The following is a 20,967-nucleotide window of genomic DNA, read 5'->3' on the forward strand; positions in this document are numbered from 1 at the left end:
CCGCCCGCCGGAGGCGACCGCGGTAAGGCGTGAACAGCGCCACCCGACGCGGGCTTCCGGAAAACCATGCGCGCGGAGCGTCACGCGAAGCCGAAACGGTATTTTCTTTCTGCATCCGGGCTTCGCGCCCGGCGCTCCGCCCGCCCTCCAACCTCGCCGTCCCGCGGCGGGGCGCTTCGGCACGCCCTCCCACCTGAGCGAGGTCTTGCCAAACGCCGTTAGTTCATGTTCTGTTCCGGTCGAGAGGCGGGAGGAGCCGGATGGTCGCGCGGGCGGTGACGGTGGCGTTCGACGGGGTCGATGCGCGGCGCGTGGACGTCGAGGTGCAGCTGATCGACGCCAGCCAGCCCAGCTTCACCATCGTCGGCCTGCCGGACAAGGCGGTGGCCGAAAGCCGCGAGCGCGTGCGCGGCGCCTTCGCCGGCATCGGTCTGGCCCTGCCGCCGAAGCGGATCATCGCCAACCTCGCGCCGGCGGACCTGACCAAGGAGGGCAGTCATTTCGACCTGCCGATCGCGCTGGCCCTGCTGACCGCCATGGGCGTCATTCCCCTGGACGCGCTGGACGGCTGGTGCGCCGTCGGCGAACTGGGCCTCAGCGGCCAGACCGCGCCGGTGGGCGGCGCCCTGCCGGCCGCCGTGACCGCCTCCTCCATGGGCATGGGCCTGATCTGTCCGGAGGCCAACGGCCCCGAGGCGGCCTGGGCCGGCGACGCCCGGATCCTGGCGCCCCGCTCGCTGATCGGCCTGATCAACCACTTCAAGGGCACGCAGCGCCTGTACCAGCCCGAGCCCGGCCCGCTGAGACAGGGCGAGGCCGTGCGCGACCTGCGCGAGGTCAAGGGTCAGGAGGGCGCCAAGCGGGCGCTGGAAATCGCCGCCGCCGGCGGCCACAACCTGCTGTTCGTCGGGCCGCCCGGTTCCGGCAAGTCCATGCTGGCGCAGCGGCTGCCGGGCCTCCTGCCGCCCCTGACGCCGCAGGAGCTGCTCGAGACGTCGATGGTCTGGTCCGTGGCCGGCATGATCGAGCGCGGCGCCATCGCCCGGGACCGTCCGTTCCGCAGCCCGCACCACTCCGCCTCGATGGCGGCCCTGACCGGCGGGGGACTGCGCGCCCGTCCCGGCGAGGTCTCGCTGGCGCACAACGGCGTGCTGTTCCTCGACGAGCTTCCCGAGTTCTCGCCGCAGGCGCTGGATTCGCTGCGTCAGCCGCTGGAGACCGGCGAGGTCACGGTGGCGCGCGCCAACGCCCACGTCCGCTATCCGGCGCGTTTCCAGCTGGTGGCGGCGATGAACCCCTGTCGTTGCGGGCTGGGCGGCGCCGGCAAGGGGGCCTGCGGCAAGGCCCCGCGCTGCCAGCGCGACTATGCCGGGCGCATCTCCGGTCCCCTGTTCGACCGCATCGACCTGACCGTCGAGGTTCCGCCGGTGACCGCCGCCGACATGGCGCTGCCGTCGCCGGTCGAGGGCACGGCCGAGGCCGCGGCCCGCGTCGCCGCCGCCCGCGACGCCCAGACCGCCCGGTCCGGCGGCGTCAACGCACGTCTGGAAGGCGAGGCGCTGGACCGTTTCGCCACGCCGGACGATCCGGGCCGCGCCCTGCTGTCCCGGGCGGGCGAGGCGGCCGGCCTGACGGCGCGCGGCTGGACCCGGACGCTGCGGCTGGCGCGCACCATCGCCGATCTGGACGGCGCCGACGGCATCCGCCGCACGCACGTGGCCGAGGCCCTGATGTACCGCCGCAGCACCGTCGCGGCCCAGGACGACTTCGACCGGCGGGCCGCGGCGCCCGCCTTCTGAACCGTCAGTGGCCGCCGGTCGGATAGGGCGCTGTGACGCCGGAGGAAATCATTCCGGGCAGGGCTTCCGACAGGCCCATCAGGATGAACTGGATCGCCAGGGCGCACAGGATCAGCCCCAGCACGCGCACGATGATGGCCATGCCGACCTCGCCCAGCACCCGGCTGATCGGCCCGGTCAGGGCGAAGCAGACGAAGGTGGCGAAGGCCGCCGCCGCGATGGCGACGTACCCCGCCGCCTGCGCCGCCGGTCCGATCTTTTCGGCCTCGCCGGCCTGGATGATCATGGTCGAGATCGCTCCTGGCCCGATCATCAGCGGCATGGCGAACGGCACGACCAGACGCTGGAACCGCCGCCGCGCATAGCCGCGGACGTCGGCCAGATCCGCGCCGGCGTCCGCGTCGTGAAAGCTCTTCAGGAAGTCGTCGCCCGTCATGTGCAGGCCCAGCAGCAGCAGCAGGATGCCGCCCGCGATCCGGAACGCCGCCAGCGAAATGCCGAAGAACTGCAGCAGCGACAGGCCGGTCAGGAAGAAGAAGGCCAGCAGGAAGGCCGCGAAGATGCAGATCAGCGCCGCCAGCGACGCGCGCTGCCGCAGGCTGGCCCCTGCCGTGGCGGCGGCGAAGATCGGGATGTTGCCGATGGGATCGACCAGGGCGAACAGCGCCACGAACAGGTTGACCCCCAGATCGACGGCGTCCATTTGATCCCCTTGCCCGACAATTCAGCCTGACCGCCATAAGGGCGGACGACGACCTGCGCGTCCACCCCCGCGCCCGAAAGGATCGCCATGACCTCGCCCGTGCTCGCCGACCCGCGCCTGATCGTCGGCCTCGACCTGCCCTCGATCGAGGCGGCCCGCAGCATGGTCGAACATCTCGGCGGCGCCGTGGAGAGCTACAAGATCGGCCTCGGCCTGCTGGCGCGGCCCGGCGGCGTCGCCTTCGCCCATGAGCTCCGCGGCCGCGGCAAGATGGTGTTCCAGGACTGGAAGCTGCACGACATCGGCGCCCAGGTCGAAGGCGCGGCGCGCGCCGTGGCCGAGGGCGGCTGCGACCTGTTGACGGTGCATGCGCATCCGCAGGTCATGCGGGCGGCGGTCAAGGGCCGCGACGGGGCGGGGGCGGACACGAAGATCCTCGGGGTCACCGTGCTGACCAGTCTGTCCGGGCGCGATCTGGTCGAGCTGGGACATTCCGACGACGTCGCATCGCTGGTCGAGAGCCGCGTGCGACAGGCGCTGGACTGCGGCGTCGACGGCGTCGTCTCCAGCCCGCTGGAGGCCGCCCGGGTCCGGCAGATCGCCGCGGAGGCGGGGCGCCCCGACTTCCTGATCGTCACGCCGGGCGTCCGGCCGGTCGGCGCGGACGTCGGCGATCAGCAGCGCGTGGCGACGCCGTCGCAGGCGCTGGCGGCGGGCGCGACGCACGTCGTGGTCGCGCGCCCCGTCCTGTCCGACCCCTCGCCGATCATGGCCGCCGCGCGCATCGCCGCGGAGATGATCCAGCCGCCGGCCTGACCCTCAGCGGTCGTCCAGGATGGTGTAGCAGTCACAGCCGCGGTCGTGACGATCACGCCCGCGGCGGTCGCGGCCGTAAGGCGGGCGGTCGTCGTGATAGCCGTCGCGCTCGTAGTATCCGCGCCGGTCGTGCCCGACGCTGTAGCCGTACCGTCCGCCCCTGTCGTGCCCGCCCCACGGCTGGTAGCGGCCCCAGTGGCCGCGCCGGTCGGTCCAGCGGGTGCTCCGGGAGTATGAGTATCCCCCGGCGTAGGCATAACCGTCGCCGTAGGCGTAGCCACCGCCGCAGCGGTCATGGCAGCCGTGGGTCGGCGGCGCGGGCGGAGGCGGCGGAGGCGGGTAGTGCCCGCCGCACCGGTCGCGGCATCCCCGGCCATAGCCGTCGTCGTAACCGTAGCTCTCATAGCCGTAGCCGTAGCCGGATCGCCCGTCGGCGTAGGCGCCCGTCGCCGCATAGGCCGCGCCGCGCGTCTCGACCGCGACCTGACCGCCGTAGGCGTAGCGATGGTCCTGCACGCCGGACTGGCCATAGGCGACGTAGGCCTGGCCGCCATAGGCCGGCTGACCGTAATCGAGATAGGCCGACTGCGCCGAGGCTGCGGCGGCCAGCCCCAGAACGGCTGCGCCCGTCAGGGCTCCGAAGACGATGCGGCGCATGGGTCCCTCCTCCGCGCGATTGCGGAAACGTTAACGCCGTTCGCGCCGCCCGGTTCGGAAATCCTGATCCGGGCGAGCCCGAGCCGTCGATTTCGCCCGTGGAGCGATCTCCGGGCGTCAGAAGTCGATGGCCAGACCCTTCTTCTCCCAGTCGCCGTAACGCGTGGGCTCCGGACCCCGCGGGCCGCCGTCCTCGGGCGGCAGTTCCGCGGCGACCGCGGAACGGCGCCGGTCCTCCGCCTCCATAAGCGCCGCGCGCTCCACGGCCGTCAGGGGCCGGTCCCCCCGGGCGCCGGGCACGTCCGGGTTCAGCTTCGGCTCCGGCATGGTGGGCGCTTCGGTCACAGGGGCGGTCTCTTGAGGGGAAGGGGCGCGATCTCATTTAATGGGGCCCGCCGCCCCGCGCGACCCCGGACCCATGATGAATCATCTGAAGACCTTCGTCCTGCTGGCCGCCCTGACCGCCCTGTTCGGCGCCGTCGGCCTGTGGATCGGCGGCGTGAACGGCATGCTGATCGCGCTGGCGATCGCCGCGGCCATGAACCTGTTCAGCTACTGGAACGCCGACAAGATCGTGCTCCGCCTCTACCGCGCCCAGCCGGTGGACGAGAGCCACCCCAACGCCATGGTCCGCGCCTACGTCACCGACGTGCTGGAGATGGCGCAGGCCGCCGGGCTGCCGCGGCCCAGGGTGGCGATCATCCCCTCGGATCAGCCCAACGCCTTCGCCACGGGCCGCGACCCGAAGAACGCCGCCGTGTGCGCCACCACGGGTCTGCTCGACCTCCTGACCCGGGAAGAGGTCCGCGGGGTGATGGCGCACGAGCTGGCGCACGTGAAGAACCGCGACACCCTGACCATGACGGTGACGGCGACCATAGCGGGAGCGATTTCGGCCTTGGCGAACTTCGCCCTGATCTTCGGCGGCGACCGTGAGCGGCCGGGCGGGATCGTGGGGACGATCGCCCTGATGCTGCTGGCGCCGATGGCGGCCGCGCTGGTGCAGATGGCCATCAGCCGCTCGCGCGAATACGAGGCCGACCGCGTCGGGGCCGAGATCGCCGGCGATCCCCACGCCCTGGCCAGCGCCCTGCAGAAGATCGAGGCGCACGCCCGGGGGATCGTCAATCCGACCGCCGAGCGCAATCCCGCCTCGGCCCAGCTGTTCATCATCAACCCGCTGGCGGGCAAGGGCGCGGACAACCTGTTCTCCACCCACCCGGCGACGGGCAATCGCGTGCGTGCGCTGATGGAGATGGCCGATCGGCTTGGCGTGCGACCGCGTCCCGCGACGTCGACGGTCCTGGCCGCCGCGCCCGTGGGAACCAGCGTGCCGACGACCTTCGACCGGCCGCGCGGCCCTTGGGGCTGACGACGGGGCGCGTCATGATGGGGCGATGATCCGTCCGCCCGAGTCAGAGCTGGAGTTCCGCTTCTTCCGCGCCGGCGGACCGGGCGGTCAGAACGTCAACAAGGTCTCGACGGCGGTGCAGCTGCGCTTCGACGCGCGCGGCTCGCCGACGCTGCCCGAGGACGTGCGCGAGCGGCTGATGCGGCTGGCCGGCTCACGACTGACGACGGAGGGCGTCATCGTGATCCAGGCGGTGCGCTTCCGCACGCAGGAGCGCAATCGGCAGGATGCGCTGGACCGCCTGCACGAGCTCATCGACCGGGCCGCCGTCCGCCCGGTCCGCCGCGTCGCCACCCGCCCCACCCGCGCCTCGAAAGAGCGCCGCCTTCAGGCGAAATCGGCGCGCGCGGGCATCAAGTCGGGCCGCGGCCGGCCTGCCCTCGACTGATCACTCGGCCGGCGCGGCTTCCGGCGTGTGCTGGATCGGCGGCGCGGGGCGGAACATCAGCGCCGCGATCTTGCCGGCCTCGTCGAAGCCGATGATCCACTGGGTGTCCGCCTCGGCGAAGCGCACCAGAAACAGGTCGGCGCCGTCGCGATGCTGGAAGAATTCGACGCTCTCCAGCGCGCCCAGACCGCGCACCGCCTCCGACATCTGCGCTTCGGCGGGCCGCAGCTGCTCCACGACGTTCGGTGTGAAGACGCTCCAGTCGACCGTGCCGGTCTGCAGACCCCCGACGAAGGCGCGGATGGCCGGCTCGGAGCGGACGTCGGCTTCGGTGCGCGCCGGCGTCGCCCGCGGCGTCGGCCGGCCGTTGGCGTCGAACGTGTTCTGGATGCGTCCGGCGGCGACGGTCTCCTCCTGCGCGGCGGCGGCGCCGGCCACGAGTACGGTCACGGCGAAGGCGCCGACGGCAAAAACCCTGATCATCACGAGACTCCCGACACGAACCCTGTCATCCGAGAATGCGGGGCCAAAACGACAGAACGAGGGCGGAGGCTCCCGCCAGAAGCCCGATCACCGCGACCACGCCCGGCCATCGCGCCGCCGGCGCGGCCTCGACGATCACGGCGGGCGGCGGCGGGGTCCGGGCCTGACGGGCCAGCGCCTTCAGAACGGCGCGCGCCTCTTCCAGCAGATCGCGGACCTGCGCCTGCGGGCCCAGTTCGCGCCGGATCCACGCCGCCACCACGGGCTCTGCCGCGGCCCACAGGTCGTGGTCCGGGTTCAGGCGTCGCGCCACGCCTTCGACCGAGACCATCGTTTTCTGCAGCAGGATCAGCTCCGGGCGAAGGCGCATGTCGAACAGGTCGGTGATCTCGAACAGCTGTCCCAGCAAGCGGCCCATCGACACCTGCGACGCCTGTTTGCCGATGACGGGCTCGCCCACGGCGCGCAAGGCCTGGGCGAAGGCTTCGACGGAATGCTCCGGCGGCACGTAGCCCGCCTCGAAATGCACGCGGGCGATGCGGTCGTAGTCGCGGTTCAGGAACCCCCACAAAATCTCGGCCAGGTAGCGCCGCTCCGCCGGGCCCAGCCGGCCGACGATGCCGAAGTCGACCGCCGTCAGTTCTGCGGGCGCGTGGCAGAACAGGTTTCCCTCGTGCAGGTCGGCATGGAAGGTCCCGTGATCCAGCGCCTGGATCAGGAAGGCGCGAACGACGTTGTCGGCCAGGGCGTTCCTGTCGATCCCCGGCTGCTCCGCCGCGGCCGGATCGGTCATCGGCAGGCCGGGCGCCCATTCCAGCGTCAGCACGCGCCTGCCGACCCCGTCCCAGATCACGGCGGGGGCGGACATGTGGGCGCGGCCTTCGGCGCGGGCGCGCGACATCACCTCACCCAGTTCGGAAGCGGCGGCGGCCTCAAGCCGCATGTCCAGTTCGATCTGCATCGAGCGCGCGACGATCTCGACGAAGGCCCGCGGCTCCAGACGCCGCGACGGCTCGACGTGGCGCTCGGCCAGCCGGGCGGCCAGCCGCATGGCGTCGAGTCCCCGCGCCACGCGCCGCTCCACGCCCGGGCGAAGCACCTTCACCGCCACCTTGCGGCCGTCCGCCAGCATGGCCGGATGAGCCTGCGCCAGAGAAGCCGCGGCGACCGCCGGCTGCAGGTCGACGAACAGGCTCTCGATCGGGCGGCCCAGTCCGCGCTCGATCTCGCGCCGCGCTTCCTCGACCGGGAAGGGCGGCAGGCGGTCCTTCAGCCGACCCAGATCGCGGGCGAACTGAATCCCGAAAATGTCGGCGCGAGTGGCCAGCACCTGGCCCAGTTTGACGGCGACGGGGCCCAGACTTTCGAATGCGCGGCCCACGCGTTCGCCGGGACGTCCCGCGCGGGACTGCGGGCCGGCGAACAGGTGGAAGAACCGCGCCGTCAGCCGGGCGGCGGGCGGCAGCAGCGGCGTGACCTCGCGCGGGATCAGCGCGTCGTGGCGCAGCAGGACCCAGCCCCACCGCATCAGGCGCGCAAACGCATCGACGGGGCGGCGCACCGGCTGGGCGACCGGCGCGGGCGGCGGCGTCGCGACGTCGGCCAGACGGGTCAGATCGCCCACCCCTGATGCAGGGCGGCGACCCCGCCCGAGAGGTTGGTGACGCCGACCCGGCCGAAGCCGGCGGCCTCGATCATCGCCTTGAAGCGCTGCTGGTCGGGGAAGCGGCGGATGCTTTCGACCAGATAGACGTAGCTGTCCTCGTCCTTCGCCACCCACTTGCCGATCTTCGGAATCGCGCGGAACGACCAGGCGTCGTAGGCGGCCCGGATCGCCGCGGCGGTGGGCCGGCTGAACTCCAGACACAGGAAACGCCCTCCCGGCTTCAGCACGCGCCGCGCCTCGCGCAGCGCCTGGTCCACGTCGGCCACGTTGCGGATGCCGAAACCGATGGAATAGGCGTCGATCGAGGCGTCGGGCAGCGGCAGGGCCATGGCGTCGCCGACCACCCATGTCAGCTCCGGCTCGTGTCCGCGCGCGATTCCGGCGCGGATCATCTCGGCGTTGTAGTCCAGCACGATCACCGAAGCGTCCGGGCCGCCGTTGCGCGCCTGCGCCTTGCGGGCGAGGGCGGCGTAGCGGCGCGCCAGGTCGCCGGTGCCCCCCGCGACGTCCAGAATGGTCTCTCCCGGCCGCGGATTCATCCGGGCGGCGACCGCGTCCTTCCACAGACGATGCACGCCGACCGACATCAGGTCGTTCATGCGGTCGTAGCTGGGTGCGACGCTTTCGAAGACGCCGCGCACGGCGCGCACCTTCTCGCCCGCCTCCAGATCGCGGAAACCGAAAGGAGACGTCTTCTGGGACCCGGAGGCGGCGTCGGTCATGGGCGCGGTTTAGCCGCCTGCGGGGGCCGCGTCACGCGTCCTCGGGGTCGCGGTCTCCCCGTCCGGATCCAGCCGGGCCAGCGCCTGGTCGTACAGCCGGATGAGCCCCTCCTCGCTGGCGACGACGTCGCCGAGGCTGAGCTGGCCCGCGACCACGCCGGCCCGCAGGCCCTCGCCCCGCTCGATCTCGCCCAGGATCGGCGGAAGGGAAGCCACGAACCGGTCGTGCGTGCCCATCACCCGCGCCTGGGCCGCGTAGACGTCGGCCAGAAGAAACACGTCCTCGAGATCCATCTCGCCCAGCAGTTCCCCCGAGCCGACGCTGCGCCAGACGGCGTCCCGAAGCGGTGGAAGGTGCAGACCGGTCTCGAACATGGCCCCGTACGCCCGCATGGTCTCCACCCGCGTCAGGATCTCGAGGCCCGCCGCCTCGTTGAAGACGCGGCGCAGGCGCCTGTGGTGCGGCAGGAAGGCGTCGCTGGCCAGAAGCTGTCGGTTGGCACGAATCTCCGCAACGAAGAATGCCCTGGCTTCCGCCACCTCTGCGGCGACCTTGCGGTCCTCGGCCCAGTTTGTCAGGGCAAGCGCCAGGATCACCGAAAACACGATCAGGGCGCATTCGAACGCCGCGCGCGGGCCCCAGCGCCGCCAGTCGCGGCGGAGCTTCTTCGGCGGCGGAGCTTCGGTCGACGCGTCCATGGCGCAGCTTCGCCCGACGCATGCCGTCCTGCCAAGACCTCAGTCGAACTTCGGCAGGGGAACTCCCAGGTCCGTGGAGACCGCGCGCATCATGCGGTAGCAGCCGCACGACGCCTTCTCCAGGCCGGCGCGGTTCAACACTTCGACCCAGCCGCGTCCGCGGGCGATCAGCTTGCGGTCCTCCAGCAGCGCGCCGACCTCGCTGACGGTGGCCCGACGGACCCCCAGCATTCCGGCGATGTCCTGCTGGGTGAGGTCGAACCGGTCCGCGTCGGCGCGGTCGTGCAGCGTCAGAAGCCAGCGGGCCAGACGTTCGTCCAGCCGGTGCTGGGCGTTGCAGGCCGCGGTCTGCTGGACCTGGGCCAGAAGATTCTCGGTGAAGCGCGACAGAGCGGTGCGCATGGCCTCGCTCTTCGACAGGGCGTCGGAGAAGACGTCCGCCGGGCAGCAGGCGGCCGAGCCCTCGATCTGGGCGATCGCGCGGCTGGACGCGCGGGCGTTCAACGGGCCGCAGGTGACGCCGACCAGACCCTCGCGCCCGATGGCGGCGGTCTCGACCATGCGGTCGTCGGCCAGCACCGTCATGAGGGAGACGACGCCGTCCAGGGGAAACCAGACCTCGTCGACGGCCTCGCCCGCGTCGAACAGGGTCTGGCCCTGAACGAAGGGACGTTCGTTCAGGTGCGGCTCGATGCGGCGGCGATCGGTCGGCTCCAGCGCCTCGATCCAGAGATTGCTCATGTCGGACCCCCGTTTGCGGACGTACGGCAACGCTCCAGCTTGACCGTGTGTTCCGCCGCGCTTGTGGATGGGGCCGAGCGCCGCTAGGCCGGAGCAAACGGAGGACGTCATGGCGGATCGGCTGGATGTGGGCGGGGTTCTGAACGGCCTGCCGTCGTGGCGGGAGGAGCCGGGCGACAGACCCGCCATCCGGCGCGATCTCAAGTTCGCGGACTTCAACGCCGCCTTCGGCTTCATGACGCGCGTGGCCCTGTGGGCCGACAAGGCCGATCATCACCCGGAATGGTCCAACGTCTACGACCGCGTGCAGATCGTGCTGACGACGCACGACGCCGAGGGGGTGACGGACCGGGACGTCGCCCTGGCGCGCTTCATCGACGAGGCGGCCGCGGCCGCGGGAGGACGCTGATGGCCGGACGCGTCGCGGGGAAGAAGGTCCTCATCACCGGCGGAGCCGGCGGGCTGGGCCGGGCCATGGCGTGGATGCTGGTCCGCGAGGGGGCGCAGGTCGCGATCACCGACGTCGACGGCGCGGCCGCAGAGACGCTGGCGGCGGAGATCAACGCGGAAATCGCCGGCGCCGCCTTCGCCTTCGGCCACGACGTGGCGGACGAGGCGCAGTGGGTTGCGGTGATCGGGGGCGCGGCCTCGGCCATGGGCGGGCTGTCGGTGTTGATCAACAACGCGGGGATCGGCGGCGACCTGGTCTTCGTCGAAGGCGACACCGCCGCGAACTGGGATCGCCAGTACCAGGTGAACCTCCGCTCCGTGATGTTCGGCTGCAAACACGCCATGCCGCACCTGCGCGCCGCGGCGCCGGCCTCAATCATCAACATCTCGTCGATCGCCGGCCTGGCCGCCGGACCGGGCATGGGGGCCTACAACGCCACCAAGGCCGGCGTGTGGATGTACAGCAAAACGGTCGCGCTGGAGGCGGCCAAGGCCGAGTGGAACGTGCGCTGCAACTCGGTGCATCCCGTCTTCATCAAGACGCCGATCCTCGATCCCTTCGTGGCCATGGCCGGGGGCGACGAAGGGGCCGCGCACCAGAAGCTGGCGCGCGGCATTCCCCTGAAGCGCATCGGCGAGCCCGACGACGTGGCGTTCTGCGTGCTGTACCTCGCCTCGGACGAGTCGAAGTACGTGACGGGCGCCGAGTTCAAGATCGACGGCGGCATGACCGCCCAGTAGGGCCGCGCCGGGTCAGGCGAGTGCGGCCCGCTGCAGGACGAACAGCTCGGCGCAGCCGCCTTCGGCCAGGCTGAACAGGCGTTCGAACTCGTCGCGCGTGAATCCGCGCTTCTCGCCGGTGGCCTGAATCTCCACGATCGAGCCCGAACCCGTCAGGACGAAGTTCGAATCCGCCTCGGCCGCGGAATCTTCCTCGTAGTCGAGGTCCAGCACCGGCGCGTCCCGGAAAACGCCGCAGCTGACGGCGGCGACCTGATCGAGGATCGGATCGGTCTTCAGCACGCCCTCGGCGCGCATGTGGGCGAAGGCGGAGGCCATGGCCGTCCAGGCGCCCGTGATGGCGGCGGTGCGGGTGCCCCCGTCGGCCTGGATGACGTCGCAGTCCAGCGTCACCTGCCGCTCGCCCAGCGCCTTCAGGTCGACCACGGCGCGCAGGGACCGGCCGATCAGGCGCTGAATCTCCTGGGTGCGGCCCGACTGCTTGCCGGACGCGGCCTCGCGGCGGCCGCGGGTGTGGGTGGCGCGGGGCAGCATGCCGTACTCGGCGGTGACCCAGCCCTGGCCCTTGCCGCGCAGCCAGCCCGGGACGCCGTCCTCGACCGAGCAGGTGACCAGAACGCGCGTGTGACCGAAGGCCACGAGGCACGAGCCCTCGGCGTGGCGGTTGACCCCGGTCTCGAGCGTGACGGCGCGGAGCTGGTCGGGACGGCGGTCGGACGGGCGCATTGAGAACCTTGGACAATCGAATGGAGAGGGAACGGAGACCGCTTGGACAGAGTCCGCGCGCTGCTTATCCTGAAAGCGTGAGCCCCGAAACCGTCACCCTCAGACCCGCCACGGTCGCCGACGCGCCCTTGCTGACGGCGTGGGACCGGCAGCCGCACGTCATCGCCTGTTCCAGCGACGATCCTGACGCCGAGGTGGCGTTCGACGGGATCGACTGGGCCGACGAGCTGTCGAACTCGGACTATGAGCTGACCTACCTGATCGCCGAAGTCGCGGGCGAGCCGGTTGGCGTCATGGCGGTCTGCGATCCGCACACGGAACCCAGCCACTACTGGGGAGAGATCGAGCCGGACCTGCAGGCGATCGACGTCTGGATCGGCCCGCCGGAGTGGCTGAACCGGGGCGTCGGCACGCAGATGATGGCGCAGATGCTGGATCGATGTTTCGCCCAGCCGCAGGTGAAGGCCGTCGTCATCGACCCGCTGAATTCCAACGTCGCGGCGCACCGGTTCTACCGCCGGCTGGGTTTTCGGGACGAAGGCCGCCGGATGTTCGGCGACGACGACTGTCTCGTCATGCGGCTGGAGCGCGACGCGTGGGAGGGGCGGGCATGACGTACCTCGGCGCCTCCGCCCCGCTGACGGTGCTGGACCAGCGGGCGCGCGACATCTTCCGGCGCATCGTCGAGACCTATCTGCAGACCGGCGAGCCCGTCGGGTCCCGTACCCTGTCGATGACGGGCGTGTCGCTGTCGCCCGCGTCGATCCGCAACACCATGCAGGATCTGACGCTGGCGGGACTGCTGGCCTCGCCGCACACTTCGGCGGGGCGGATTCCGACGCATGCGGGGCTGCGCCTGTTCGTCGACGGCCTGCTGGAGGTCGGAGATGTGGGGGCTGAGGAACGGCGCGAGATCGACGCGCGTCTGGCCGGGCGGGGGCGCGGCTTCGACGAGGTTCTGAACGAGGCGTCGGCCCTGCTGTCGGGTCTGGCGGGCGGGGCGGGCATCGTCGCCAGTCCGGTCCGGGACGCGGGCGTCAAGCACGTCGAGTTCGTCGCCCTCGGTCATGATCAGGCGTTGGCGGTGCTGGTCGGCGACGACGGCACGGTCGAGAACCGCCTGATGCCGCTGAAGGCCGGCGTCACGCCGTCGACGTTGCAGGAGGCGTCGAACTTCCTGAACGCCCGGCTGAAGGGCCGACCCCTGCACGAGGCGCGCAGCGAAATGCGGACCGAGCTGGACGCCGCCCGGCGCGAGCTGGACGCCGCGGCGGCGCGACTGGTCGAGGACGGGCTGGCGGCATGGTCGGGCGGCGGGGAGCGCGAGCGGGCCCTGATCGTCCGCGGCCGCGCCAACCTGCTGCAGGACCGCGAGGCGGTCGAGGATCTGGAGCGGGTGCGGGTCCTGTTCGACGACCTGGAGCAGAAGGAGCAGCTGATCGGCCTGCTGGACGGCGTCTCGTCGGCGCAGGGCGTGCGCATCTTCATCGGCTCGGAGACGCGCCTGTTTTCGCTTTCGGGTTCCGCCGTGATCGCGGCGCCCTATATGACCGGCCGGCAGCGGGTGATCGGGGCGCTTGGCGTGATCGGGCCCGCACGGCTGAACTATGCCCGGGTCATCCCGTTGGTGGACTACACCGCACGGGTGCTGGGCCGAATTCTGGACGGACAAGAGACGTGACCGACGCGACCAACGACCCGAACGACTTCGATCCCGCACTGGAGGCCGACGCCGAAGCGGGGCTGAACGCCCACCCGGGCGACGACCTGGGCCCGATCGACCAGCTGATCGCCGAGCGCGACCAGTGGAAGGACCGCGCGCTGCGCGCCGTGGCCGAGGCGGAGAACACCAGGAAGCGCGCCGAGACGCAGAACAACGACGCCCGCGCCTATGCCATCCAGCGCTTCGCCCGCGACCTGCTGGGCGTGGCTGACAACCTGGAGCGGGCGCTGCAGGCCGCGCCCAAGGACGCCGAGGGCGCCGCCGCCGGCCTGGTCACCGGGCTGGAGATGACGCAGAAGTCGCTGCTGTCGGCATTCGAGGCCAACAATCTGGTGCGCGTGGCGCCGGCCGCCGGCGAGGCGTTCGACCCGCATCTGCACCAGGCGATGATGGAGCAGCCCTCGACCGAGGTCGATGGTGGCAAGGTCGTCCAGACGCTTCAGGCCGGCTATGCCCTGTTCGGCCGCACGGTGCGCCCCGCCATGGTCGTAGTCGCGGCCAAGGGGTCCGGCGCGTCGGCGTCGGCGTCGGCGTCGGATCAGGTCGCGGGCGCCGCAGCCTACGCCAGGGCCAGCGATCAGGGCTGAGGCCCTAGGGCCCCTCGGTCCATTCGATCTCGAGCCAGGATTCCCCGGCGCTGGCGGGAGAATGGCTCCACGCAAGCGCATCTCCGTCCGCGCCGGTCATCCGGCGGGCGCCCGGCGCGCTGCCTTCGACCGGGCGCAGCCCCCGGGGCGGACGCCGCCTCCACAAGCGCCGCGTCGATCGCCTCCAAACCGTTGGCGTGCGCGCGTGTGGCCACCCTGCAGGGCGGACCGACGTCGCTTCGCAGCCAGCCGGATTCCAGCCCGGAGTCGACGTATCCGGCTTCGGCGGGCGCGGGCGCGTTCCAGCAGACGTGCGCCAGCCAGGACGTCATGAAGGCGGCATGCGAGGGCGGCGGAGGCGGCGGATCGCTGCGCGGCGGGCGCGGCATCGTCAGCGCCGCCGGCGGGCTCTGCGGAACGGGGCCGGGGTCGTACGGCGCCCCGCAGGCCCCCGCCAGCAACGCCGCGGCCGCTCCGACGGGCGTGAGGAAGCCGGGGATCTTCATGCGCGGCCCGTGCGCGGCCAAGAAGCGGCGGGCAGGGCCGTGAGCATCCGGCCGAAGGGAGAGGCGACGGTCATGACCGGATCACACATCCGGAGGCGCGGGAGGTCAACGCGCCTCGCCGTTCACGTCAGGCGCCGTCAGCCGCGTCAGGCCTTCAGCCGCGCGTCGAACAGCTCCAGCAGCCGGCGCCAGCCGTCGCGGGCGTCGGCCTCGCGATAGCTGTCGCGATAGTCGGCGTGGAAGCCGTGGGGCGCGCCTGGGTAGACGTGGATGCCGCTGTCCGTGCGCCCGGCGCGCTGCAGGGCGGTGTTCATCGCCTCGACCGACGGCAGGGGGATGCCGCGGTCGGCCTCGCCGTACAGGCCCAGAACCGGACATTTCAGATCGTCGGCCAGATCGACCGGCCACGGCTCGCCGGCGGCCCTCTGTTCGGGCGTCGCCTCCGCCGATGGCGCCAGGCGGCCGTACCAGGCGACGCCGGCGTCCAGCGCGGCGAAGCGGGCGCAGGCCTGCCAGACGACCTTGCCGCCCCAGCAGAAGCCGGTGATGCCCATGCGGTCGTCGCGGACCCAGGGCTGGGTCGAGGCCCATTCCATCGTCGCCGAGACGTCGCCCATCACCTGCGGGTATTTCGCCGCGGCCACGATCTCCTGGACCCGCGCCATGTCGGACAGGGGCGCGGGGTCCTCGACGCGGACGAAGAAGGCCGGCGCGATCGCGGCGTAGCCCGCCTTGGCCAGACGGCGGCAGACGTCGCGGACATACTCGTGCACGCCGAAGATCTCGGAGACGACGATGACCACGGGAAACGGGCCGTCGCCCTGCGGCCGGGCCACATAGGCCGGCAGCTGAAAGCCGTCCGGCGCCGGATACGTCACGTCGCCGACCTCCAGCCCCTCGGCGTCGGTGCGGATCGGCGCCGCCTGCGCCGCCAGCGCCGCGGGCGCATAGCCGGCGAAGAACAGGCTGCCGGCGGAAACGCCGGCCAGGGCGCGGCGGCTGAGGGCGAAGTCCTGCGGCTGCGAGCCTTCCGGTCGGGTCAGGCGGACGGTCATGGGCGCGCTCCTGTTTTGAGGCGGTGACCTTGACCGCAGGCCGTCGGGGCGTCGAGTCCCTTCGCCGTGACCGATCAGCGCGTCAGGTACCAGTCGGCGATGCGGCAGACGTTGACGCCCGGCCGCTCCAGCGACTGGCCGTTGGCGAGAACCGCACGGATCGTGAATTGGCAGGCGCCCGAACCGGCGTCGATGGTCAGGGGGCGGCTGCGGCCCGGCTCAAGAGCCTCGCCCGCCAGCAGATCGGGGCCGAAGCCCCCGCCGGGTTCGGACACGCTGAGAGCGCGCACCGCCACGCCGGTCTGATTGTGTACGCGCACGCGCCGGTTCTCGGCGTCCGGGGACCGGGACTGGGCGAGCGCCCCATCCGCCACGCCGCAGGCCGTCGCGCAGACGGTCAGGATCAGGGCGGCGCGGGCAAGAGGCGGCATCTAAGGCTCCGGCGAATTGGCCCCATCCTGCGCCCAAAGACCGATGCGCGCCAATGACGACGCCTGACGGGCCGCGGACGAAAGAGTCCTTGCGGGGAGGGGCAGGCTTCCCATATGCCGCCTGACCCGAGAAACCCCGCGATCGCTGGGGCTTCTCACCCACAGACCCCAACCCACGGGGGCGGTCACGCGCGGCGCTTGATCCAAGGCCGCCGCATCGCCCGCCGAAACGGAGACGAAGACCAGACCATGGCCAAGATCATCGGCATCGACCTCGGCACCACCAACTCCTGCGTCGCGGTGATGGAGGGCGGTTCGCCCAAGGTCATCGAGAACGCCGAGGGCAATCGCACCACCCCGTCGGTGGTCGCCATCCAGGACGGGGGCGAGATCCTCGTCGGCCAGCCGGCCAAGCGCCAGGCCGTGACCAACCCGGCCAACACCTTCTTCGCCATCAAGCGCCTGATCGGCCGCAACTGGGACGATCCCGTGGTGGCCAAGGACAAGGGCATGGTGCCCTATGAGATCGTCAAGGGTCCCACCGGCGACGCCTGGGTGAAGGCGCACGGCAAGGACTATTCGCCCCAGCAGGTCTCGGCCTTCACCCTGGGCAAGATGAAGGAGGCCGCGGAGGCCTATCTGGGCGAGAAGGTCACCCAGGCCGTCATCACCGTCCCCGCCTATTTCAACGACAGCCAGCGTCAGGCGACCAAGGACGCCGGCAAGATCGCCGGCCTGGAAGTCCTGCGCATCATCAACGAGCCGACGGCGGCCGCGCTGGCCTATGGCCTCGAGAAGAACGACGGCCAGAAGATCGCGGTCTATGACCTCGGCGGCGGCACCTTCGACGTCTCGATCCTGGAGATCGGCGACGGCGTGTTCGAGGTGAAGTCGACGAACGGCGACACCTTCCTGGGCGGCGAGGACTTCGACCTGCGTCTGGTCGACTATCTGGCCGACGAGTTCAAGAAGGAGCAGGGCGTCGACCTGCGTCAGGACAAGCTGGCCCTGCAGCGCCTGAAGGAAGAGGCCGAAAAGGCCAAGAAGGAGCTGTCCTCGACGACGCAGTACGAGGTCAACCTGCCGTTCATCACCATGAACGCGTCGGGTCCGCTGCACCTGAACATCAAACTGTCGCGCGCAAAGCTGGAGGCCCTGGTCGAGGATCTGGTGGCCCGCACCATCGAGCCCTGCAAGAAGGCGCTGGCCGACGCGGGCATGAAGGCCTCCGACATCGACGAGGTGGTTCTGGTCGGCGGCATGACCCGCATGCCGAAGGTGCAGGAGGCGGTGAAGGCCTTCTTCGGCAAGGAGCCGCACAAGGGCGTGAACCCCGATGAGGTCGTGGCGCTGGGCGCCGCGGTTCAGGCCGGCGTGCTGCAGGGCGACGTCAAGGACGTGCTGCTGCTGGACGTGACCCCGCTGACGCTGGGCATCGAGACGCTGGGCGGCGTGTTCACCCCGCTGATCGAGCGCAACACGACGATCCCGACCAAGAAGAGCCAGACCTTCTCGACCGCCGACGACAACCAGTCGGCCGTGACGATCCGGGTCTTCCAGGGCGAGCGCCCGATGGCGGCCGACAACAAGATCCTGGGTCAGTTCGACCTGATGGGCATTCCGCCTGCCCCGCGCGGCATGCCCCAGATCGAGGTCGCCTTCGACATCGACGCCAATGGCATCGTGCACGTCACCGCCAAGGACAAGGCGACCAACAAGGAACAGTCGATCCGCATCCAGGCCAACGGCGGCCTTTCGGACGCGGACATCGACAAGATGGTCAAGGAAGCCGAAGCCAACGCCACGGCCGACAAGGCCCGCAAGGAGATGGTCGAGGCCCAGAACTCGGCCGACGCCCTGATCCACTCGACCGAGAAGGCCCTGTCGGAGCACGGCGACAAGATCGGCGAGACCGAGAAGACCGCCATCCAGACGGCCCTGGACGATCTGAAGGCGGCGAAGGAAGGATCCGACCCCGAGGCCCTGCGCGAGAAGACCAACACGCTGGCGCAGGCGTCGATGAAGCTGGGCGAGGCCATGTACGCCGCCCAGCAGGGCTCTGGCGAAGGCGCCGCAGCCGAAGGCCAGCCGGCCGACGACGGCGTGGTCGACGCCGAGTTCGAGGAAGTCTCGGACTCCGACGACAAGAAGAGCGCCTGAGGCGTGTGAAATCCGGAAACGGCCCCGCTTGTCATCCGACGGGCGGGGCCTTTTCTTAAGCCTTGCATCACCGGATCGGGTTCCCATGTCAGCCCGGTCATCGCCGATCTTCAGACGTCGGAACGACGCGGAGGGGCGGCTGAGAGTCAGAGGGTTCCCGCCGCATGGCGCAGCGTGACTATTACGAAGTGCTGGGAGTCGAGCGCACGGCGGACGCCGCCGCGCTGAAGGCCGCCTACCGCAAGCTGGCGATGCAGCACCACCCCGACCGCAACGGCGGCTCGGAGGAGGCGTCGGCCAGGTTCAAGGAAGTGTCCGAAGCCTATGCCGTGCTGTCGGACGCGCAGAAACGCGCCCACTACGACCGGTTCGGTCACGCGGGCGGCGCGGGCGGAAACCCCTTCGGTCAGGGGCAGGGTTTCGCCGACGTCAACGACATCTTCGCCCAGGTCTTCGGCGACGCCTTCGGGGACGTGTTCGGCGGGCGCGCCGGCGGCGGGGCGCGGGGCGGTCCGCGTCGCGGCTCGGACCTGCGCTACGACCTCGAGATCACTCTGGAGCAGGCCTATCAGGGCGCCGAGGTCGAGATTTCGGTGCCGGCCACCCTGACCTGCACCACCTGCGAGGGCTCCGGCGCCAAGGCCGGGACGCAGCCTGTGACCTGCACCACCTGTCAGGGGCAGGGCCGGGTGCGCACGGCCAACGGCTTCTTCCAGATGGAGCGCACCTGCCCCCGCTGCGGCGGTCAGGGCAAGATGATCGCCGAGCCGTGCCCCAGCTGCATGGGTCATGGGCTGGTGCGAAAGACCCGCACCCTGAACCTGCAGATTCCCGCCGGCGTGGACGACGGCTCGCGCATCCGCCTGACGGGCGAGGGCGACGCGGGTCAGCGCGGCGGCCCGCGCGGCGACCTCTACGTCTTCCTGTCGGTGACGCCCCACGACCTGTTCGAGCGCGACAACCTGGATCTGCTGGTCACCGTGCCGGTGCCCATGACGGTCGCGGCCCTGGGCGGCGAGATCGAGGCGCCCTGTCTGGTCAGCCAGGCCTGCGACGGCAACTGCAAGGCGCCCGTCACCGTCCCCGCCGGCGCCCAGACCGGCAAGACGGTCCGCATCAAGGGCAAGGGCATGCCGCACCTGAACGGCAAGTCTCGCGGCGATCTGGTGGTCGAACTGTTCGTCGAGACGCCGACCGACCTGACGGCCCGCCAGAAGGAGCTGCTGCAGGAACTCGCGGACTCGCTGGGCGAGACGCAGACGCCGCGGAATTCCAGCTTCACGGGCAAGGCGAAGCGGTTCTGGGCCGACATCCTCGGCAGCGGCGAGACCGCCCAGTGAACGGCGTGCTGCACGTCGGCATATCCGGCGCCCGCGGACGGATGGGCCGGGCGGTGTCGGCGGCGCTGGACGCCCGGGACGACGTGGTGGTGGCCGCCCGCTTCGACCGCGGCGAGACGCCGGACCTGTCCCGCTGCGACGTCGTGATCGACTTCTCCACGCCGGAGGCCTCGCTGGAGCTGGCGGAAGCCTGCGCCGAACGCGGGGGCCCCGCGCTGGTCATCGGCTCGACGGGCTTCACGCCGGAGCAGCTGGCCGGGATCGAGGCCGCGGCCGAGAAGGTGGCGGTGGTCCGCAGCGGCAACTTCTCGCTGGGCGTCAACATCCTGATCGGTCTGGTCGAGCACGCGGCCCAGCGGCTGGACGGCCGCGACTGGGACGTCGAGGTTCTGGAGGCTCACCACCGGCGCAAGGTCGACGCGCCGTCCGGGACGGCCCTGATGCTGGGGCAGGCGGTCGCCAACGGCCGGGACGTCGATCTGGACGCGGTGCGCGCGGCCCCGCGCGACGGCGTCGGCCAGCCCCGCAAGGAAGGCGAGATCGGCTTCGCCGCCCTGCGCGCCGGCGGCATCATCGGCGAGCACTCGGTCATCTTCGCCAGCGAGGACGAGACGGTGACGCTCAGCCACTCGGCGGTGGACCGCAGCCTGTTCGCCAAGGGCGCGGTGGTGGCGGCCGCCTGGGTCCGCAGCCGCAAGCCGGGGCTCTACGACATGCAGGACGTGCTGGGCTTCCGGCAGGCCTAGTTCGGTTCGCGCACCCAGACGGTGCAGCGGGCGATCCAGTGCTCCAGCTCGCGGATCAGCTCGGGGAAGGACCGGGTCTCGAACCGGTGGACCAGTTCCGCATGGCCGTCGAAGGCGAACGGCACGTCCTTGCGGCGGCGCCCGTTCGGCGAGCGGGGCCAGGGCTGATAGCCGACGCTCATGACGAAGACGCCCTCGGGATCGAACTCCGGCGTGAACTCCACGTCGATGTCGAACCGTCGACCGGGGTTGGACGCATAGAACTGCGACGAGCCGCCCACCTCGGTCAGGTCGGCGTCCATGCCGACGCGCAGCTTGTTGATCCCCACCGTCCAGCCGCCGGGAATGCGTAGGGACACGAGCTCCCGATAGGCCGGCGAGTCCGGATAGAAGTCCTCGTAGGGCGTCACGCGCACC

At 71.1% G+C, this 20,967-nt stretch carries 25 protein-coding genes; 13 read left to right on the forward strand and 12 right to left on the reverse strand.

All coding sequences use genetic code 11. The features are described 5' to 3' along the window. Window positions 1-260: 260 nt before the first annotated feature. Window positions 261-1,799: a YifB family Mg chelatase-like AAA ATPase gene (locus VGR32_RS03285; RefSeq protein WP_327448016.1), complete on the forward strand. Its 1,539-nt coding sequence runs from the start codon at window positions 261-263 to the stop codon at window positions 1,797-1,799. Between the two features lie 4 nt (window positions 1,800-1,803). Here VGR32_RS03285 and VGR32_RS03290 read toward each other — a convergent pair whose 3' ends face one another. Beyond that, complete coding sequence (locus VGR32_RS03290) at window positions 1,804-2,502, reverse strand: MarC family protein (RefSeq protein WP_327448018.1); 699 nt, start codon at window positions 2,500-2,502, stop codon at window positions 1,804-1,806. Window positions 2,503-2,601: 99 nt separating this feature from the next. On the opposite strand from VGR32_RS03290, the gene pyrF reads away from it, so the two are divergent. Then, entirely contained in the window at window positions 2,602-3,318 is a 717-nt protein-coding gene (pyrF, locus tag VGR32_RS03295) for an orotidine-5'-phosphate decarboxylase (protein WP_327448571.1), read from the forward strand. 3 nt (window positions 3,319-3,321) lie between these two features. Here the strand turns inward: pyrF and VGR32_RS03300 are convergent, their stop codons facing one another. Both VGR32_RS03300 and VGR32_RS03305 read right to left on the reverse strand, forming a co-directional pair. Continuing rightward, window positions 3,322-3,975, reverse strand: a complete 654-nt coding sequence (locus VGR32_RS03300) for a hypothetical protein (RefSeq protein WP_327448020.1) — start codon at window positions 3,973-3,975, stop codon at window positions 3,322-3,324. 117 nt (window positions 3,976-4,092) lie between these two features. Further along, the gene (locus VGR32_RS03305; protein WP_327448022.1) at window positions 4,093-4,320 is read right to left on the reverse strand and encodes a DUF1674 domain-containing protein; all 228 of its coding nucleotides are present in this window, start codon (window positions 4,318-4,320) and stop codon (window positions 4,093-4,095) included. A gap of 76 nt (window positions 4,321-4,396) precedes the next feature. On the opposite strand from VGR32_RS03305, the gene htpX reads away from it, so the two are divergent. Both htpX and arfB read left to right on the forward strand, forming a co-directional pair. Next, window positions 4,397-5,347 carry a zinc metalloprotease HtpX gene (gene htpX / locus VGR32_RS03310; RefSeq protein WP_327448573.1) on the forward strand — a complete coding sequence of 317 codons (951 nt, stop codon included), beginning with the start codon at window positions 4,397-4,399 and terminating at the stop codon, window positions 5,345-5,347. Window positions 5,348-5,372: 25 nt separating this feature from the next. Next, window positions 5,373-5,774, forward strand: a complete 402-nt coding sequence (gene arfB / locus VGR32_RS03315; RefSeq protein ID WP_327448024.1) for an alternative ribosome rescue aminoacyl-tRNA hydrolase ArfB — start codon at window positions 5,373-5,375, stop codon at window positions 5,772-5,774. Here arfB and VGR32_RS03320 read toward each other — a convergent pair whose 3' ends face one another. From VGR32_RS03320 to VGR32_RS03340, 5 genes are read right to left on the reverse strand one after another with little or no spacing between them, the layout of a single operon-like run. After that, window positions 5,775-6,257 carry a hypothetical protein gene (locus tag VGR32_RS03320; protein WP_327448026.1) on the reverse strand — a complete coding sequence of 161 codons (483 nt, stop codon included), beginning with the start codon at window positions 6,255-6,257 and terminating at the stop codon, window positions 5,775-5,777. A gap of 25 nt (window positions 6,258-6,282) precedes the next feature. Continuing rightward, the gene (ubiB, locus tag VGR32_RS03325; RefSeq protein ID WP_327448028.1) at window positions 6,283-7,881 is read right to left on the reverse strand and encodes a 2-polyprenylphenol 6-hydroxylase; all 1,599 of its coding nucleotides are present in this window, start codon (window positions 7,879-7,881) and stop codon (window positions 6,283-6,285) included. Beyond that, a complete protein-coding gene (locus tag VGR32_RS03330; RefSeq protein WP_327448030.1) occupies window positions 7,869-8,645 on the reverse strand; it encodes a class I SAM-dependent methyltransferase in 777 nt (258 codons plus the stop codon). Before VGR32_RS03330 ends, ubiB begins: the two co-directional genes overlap by 13 nt. A 9-nt stretch (window positions 8,646-8,654) precedes the next feature. Continuing rightward, window positions 8,655-9,344, reverse strand: coding sequence for a hypothetical protein (locus VGR32_RS03335; protein WP_327448032.1), 690 nt, complete (start codon window positions 9,342-9,344; stop codon window positions 8,655-8,657). Between the two features lie 39 nt (window positions 9,345-9,383). Beyond that, window positions 9,384-10,085, reverse strand: coding sequence for a Crp/Fnr family transcriptional regulator (locus VGR32_RS03340; protein ID WP_327448034.1), 702 nt, complete (start codon window positions 10,083-10,085; stop codon window positions 9,384-9,386). A 109-nt stretch (window positions 10,086-10,194) separates the two neighbouring features. On the opposite strand from VGR32_RS03340, the gene VGR32_RS03345 reads away from it, so the two are divergent. Then, window positions 10,195-10,494, forward strand: coding sequence for a 4a-hydroxytetrahydrobiopterin dehydratase (locus VGR32_RS03345; protein WP_327448036.1), 300 nt, complete (start codon window positions 10,195-10,197; stop codon window positions 10,492-10,494). Further along, the gene (locus VGR32_RS03350) at window positions 10,494-11,276 is read left to right on the forward strand and encodes an SDR family oxidoreductase (RefSeq protein WP_327448038.1); all 783 of its coding nucleotides are present in this window, start codon (window positions 10,494-10,496) and stop codon (window positions 11,274-11,276) included. Before VGR32_RS03345 ends, VGR32_RS03350 begins: the two co-directional genes overlap by 1 nt. A 12-nt stretch (window positions 11,277-11,288) precedes the next feature. On the opposite strand, the gene rph is transcribed toward VGR32_RS03350, so the two are convergent. Next, window positions 11,289-12,002: a ribonuclease PH gene (gene rph, locus VGR32_RS03355; protein WP_327448040.1), complete on the reverse strand. Its 714-nt coding sequence runs from the start codon at window positions 12,000-12,002 to the stop codon at window positions 11,289-11,291. A 77-nt stretch (window positions 12,003-12,079) separates the two neighbouring features. Here rph and VGR32_RS03360 point away from each other — a divergent pair, with 77 nt between their 5' ends. From VGR32_RS03360 to VGR32_RS03375, 4 genes are all read left to right on the forward strand, one after another. Next, the gene (locus tag VGR32_RS03360; protein WP_327448042.1) at window positions 12,080-12,616 is read left to right on the forward strand and encodes a GNAT family N-acetyltransferase; all 537 of its coding nucleotides are present in this window, start codon (window positions 12,080-12,082) and stop codon (window positions 12,614-12,616) included. Next, window positions 12,613-13,683 carry a heat-inducible transcriptional repressor HrcA gene (gene hrcA, locus VGR32_RS03365; RefSeq protein WP_327448044.1) on the forward strand — a complete coding sequence of 357 codons (1,071 nt, stop codon included), beginning with the start codon at window positions 12,613-12,615 and terminating at the stop codon, window positions 13,681-13,683. The genes VGR32_RS03360 and hrcA overlap by 4 nt, the downstream gene beginning before the upstream one ends. Before the next feature lie 38 nt (window positions 13,684-13,721). After that, the gene (grpE, locus tag VGR32_RS03370) at window positions 13,722-14,312 is read left to right on the forward strand and encodes a nucleotide exchange factor GrpE (RefSeq protein ID WP_414642891.1); all 591 of its coding nucleotides are present in this window, start codon (window positions 13,722-13,724) and stop codon (window positions 14,310-14,312) included. Window positions 14,313-14,519: 207 nt separating this feature from the next. After that, window positions 14,520-14,861 carry a hypothetical protein gene (locus VGR32_RS03375; RefSeq protein ID WP_327448045.1) on the forward strand — a complete coding sequence of 114 codons (342 nt, stop codon included), beginning with the start codon at window positions 14,520-14,522 and terminating at the stop codon, window positions 14,859-14,861. A gap of 103 nt (window positions 14,862-14,964) precedes the next feature. Here the strand turns inward: VGR32_RS03375 and VGR32_RS03380 are convergent, their stop codons facing one another. Both VGR32_RS03380 and VGR32_RS03385 read right to left on the reverse strand, forming a co-directional pair. Then, a complete protein-coding gene (locus tag VGR32_RS03380; RefSeq protein WP_327448046.1) occupies window positions 14,965-15,873 on the reverse strand; it encodes a dienelactone hydrolase family protein in 909 nt (302 codons plus the stop codon). Window positions 15,874-15,947: 74 nt separating this feature from the next. After that, on the reverse strand, window positions 15,948-16,304 hold the full coding sequence (locus VGR32_RS03385) for a hypothetical protein (protein WP_327448047.1): 357 nt from the start codon (window positions 16,302-16,304) through the stop codon (window positions 15,948-15,950). A gap of 249 nt (window positions 16,305-16,553) precedes the next feature. Between VGR32_RS03385 and dnaK the strand changes: the two genes are divergently transcribed. The 3 genes from dnaK to dapB all read left to right on the forward strand — a co-directional run bounded on the left by dnaK (window position 16,554) and on the right by dapB (window position 20,550). Next, the gene (dnaK, locus tag VGR32_RS03390; protein WP_327448048.1) at window positions 16,554-18,464 is read left to right on the forward strand and encodes a molecular chaperone DnaK; all 1,911 of its coding nucleotides are present in this window, start codon (window positions 16,554-16,556) and stop codon (window positions 18,462-18,464) included. A gap of 164 nt (window positions 18,465-18,628) precedes the next feature. Continuing rightward, window positions 18,629-19,804, forward strand: a complete 1,176-nt coding sequence (gene dnaJ, locus VGR32_RS03395) for a molecular chaperone DnaJ (protein WP_327448050.1) — start codon at window positions 18,629-18,631, stop codon at window positions 19,802-19,804. Then, a complete protein-coding gene (gene dapB, locus VGR32_RS03400; RefSeq protein WP_327448052.1) occupies window positions 19,801-20,550 on the forward strand; it encodes a 4-hydroxy-tetrahydrodipicolinate reductase in 750 nt (249 codons plus the stop codon). The genes dnaJ and dapB overlap by 4 nt, the downstream gene beginning before the upstream one ends. Here dapB and VGR32_RS03405 read toward each other — a convergent pair. After that, window positions 20,547-20,966 (reverse strand): hypothetical protein, encoded by a 420-nt coding sequence (locus VGR32_RS03405; protein ID WP_327448054.1) that lies wholly within the window; start codon window positions 20,964-20,966, stop codon window positions 20,547-20,549. The genes dapB and VGR32_RS03405 overlap by 4 nt on opposite strands. Window position 20,967: the final 1 nt, after the last annotated feature.

Origin of the sequence: Brevundimonas sp., from assembly GCF_035935935.1 — a bacterium.
In the GTDB taxonomy this organism is placed as follows: domain Bacteria; phylum Pseudomonadota; class Alphaproteobacteria; order Caulobacterales; family Caulobacteraceae; genus Brevundimonas.

Coding starts and splice junctions, on each gene's coding strand:
- VGR32_RS03285 (WP_327448016.1), top strand. CDS start 261: ATGGTCGCGCGGGCGGTGACGGTGGCGTTCGACGGGGTCGATGCGCGG.
- VGR32_RS03290 (WP_327448018.1), bottom strand. CDS start 2,502: ATGGACGCCGTCGATCTGGGGGTCAACCTGTTCGTGGCGCTGTTCGCC.
- VGR32_RS03300 (WP_327448020.1), bottom strand. CDS start 3,975: ATGCGCCGCATCGTCTTCGGAGCCCTGACGGGCGCAGCCGTTCTGGGG.
- htpX (WP_327448573.1), top strand. CDS start 4,397: ATGAATCATCTGAAGACCTTCGTCCTGCTGGCCGCCCTGACCGCCCTG.
- arfB (WP_327448024.1), top strand. CDS start 5,373: ATGATCCGTCCGCCCGAGTCAGAGCTGGAGTTCCGCTTCTTCCGCGCC.
- VGR32_RS03320 (WP_327448026.1), bottom strand. CDS start 6,257: ATGATCAGGGTTTTTGCCGTCGGCGCCTTCGCCGTGACCGTACTCGTG.
- VGR32_RS03330 (WP_327448030.1), bottom strand. CDS start 8,645: ATGACCGACGCCGCCTCCGGGTCCCAGAAGACGTCTCCTTTCGGTTTC.
- VGR32_RS03335 (WP_327448032.1), bottom strand. CDS start 9,344: ATGGACGCGTCGACCGAAGCTCCGCCGCCGAAGAAGCTCCGCCGCGAC.
- VGR32_RS03340 (WP_327448034.1), bottom strand. CDS start 10,085: ATGAGCAATCTCTGGATCGAGGCGCTGGAGCCGACCGATCGCCGCCGC.
- VGR32_RS03345 (WP_327448036.1), top strand. CDS start 10,195: ATGGCGGATCGGCTGGATGTGGGCGGGGTTCTGAACGGCCTGCCGTCG.
- VGR32_RS03350 (WP_327448038.1), top strand. CDS start 10,494: ATGGCCGGACGCGTCGCGGGGAAGAAGGTCCTCATCACCGGCGGAGCC.
- rph (WP_327448040.1), bottom strand. CDS start 12,002: ATGCGCCCGTCCGACCGCCGTCCCGACCAGCTCCGCGCCGTCACGCTC.
- hrcA (WP_327448044.1), top strand. CDS start 12,613: ATGACGTACCTCGGCGCCTCCGCCCCGCTGACGGTGCTGGACCAGCGG.
- VGR32_RS03380 (WP_327448046.1), bottom strand. CDS start 15,873: ATGACCGTCCGCCTGACCCGACCGGAAGGCTCGCAGCCGCAGGACTTC.
- VGR32_RS03385 (WP_327448047.1), bottom strand. CDS start 16,304: ATGCCGCCTCTTGCCCGCGCCGCCCTGATCCTGACCGTCTGCGCGACG.
- dnaK (WP_327448048.1), top strand. CDS start 16,554: ATGGCCAAGATCATCGGCATCGACCTCGGCACCACCAACTCCTGCGTC.
- dnaJ (WP_327448050.1), top strand. CDS start 18,629: ATGGCGCAGCGTGACTATTACGAAGTGCTGGGAGTCGAGCGCACGGCG.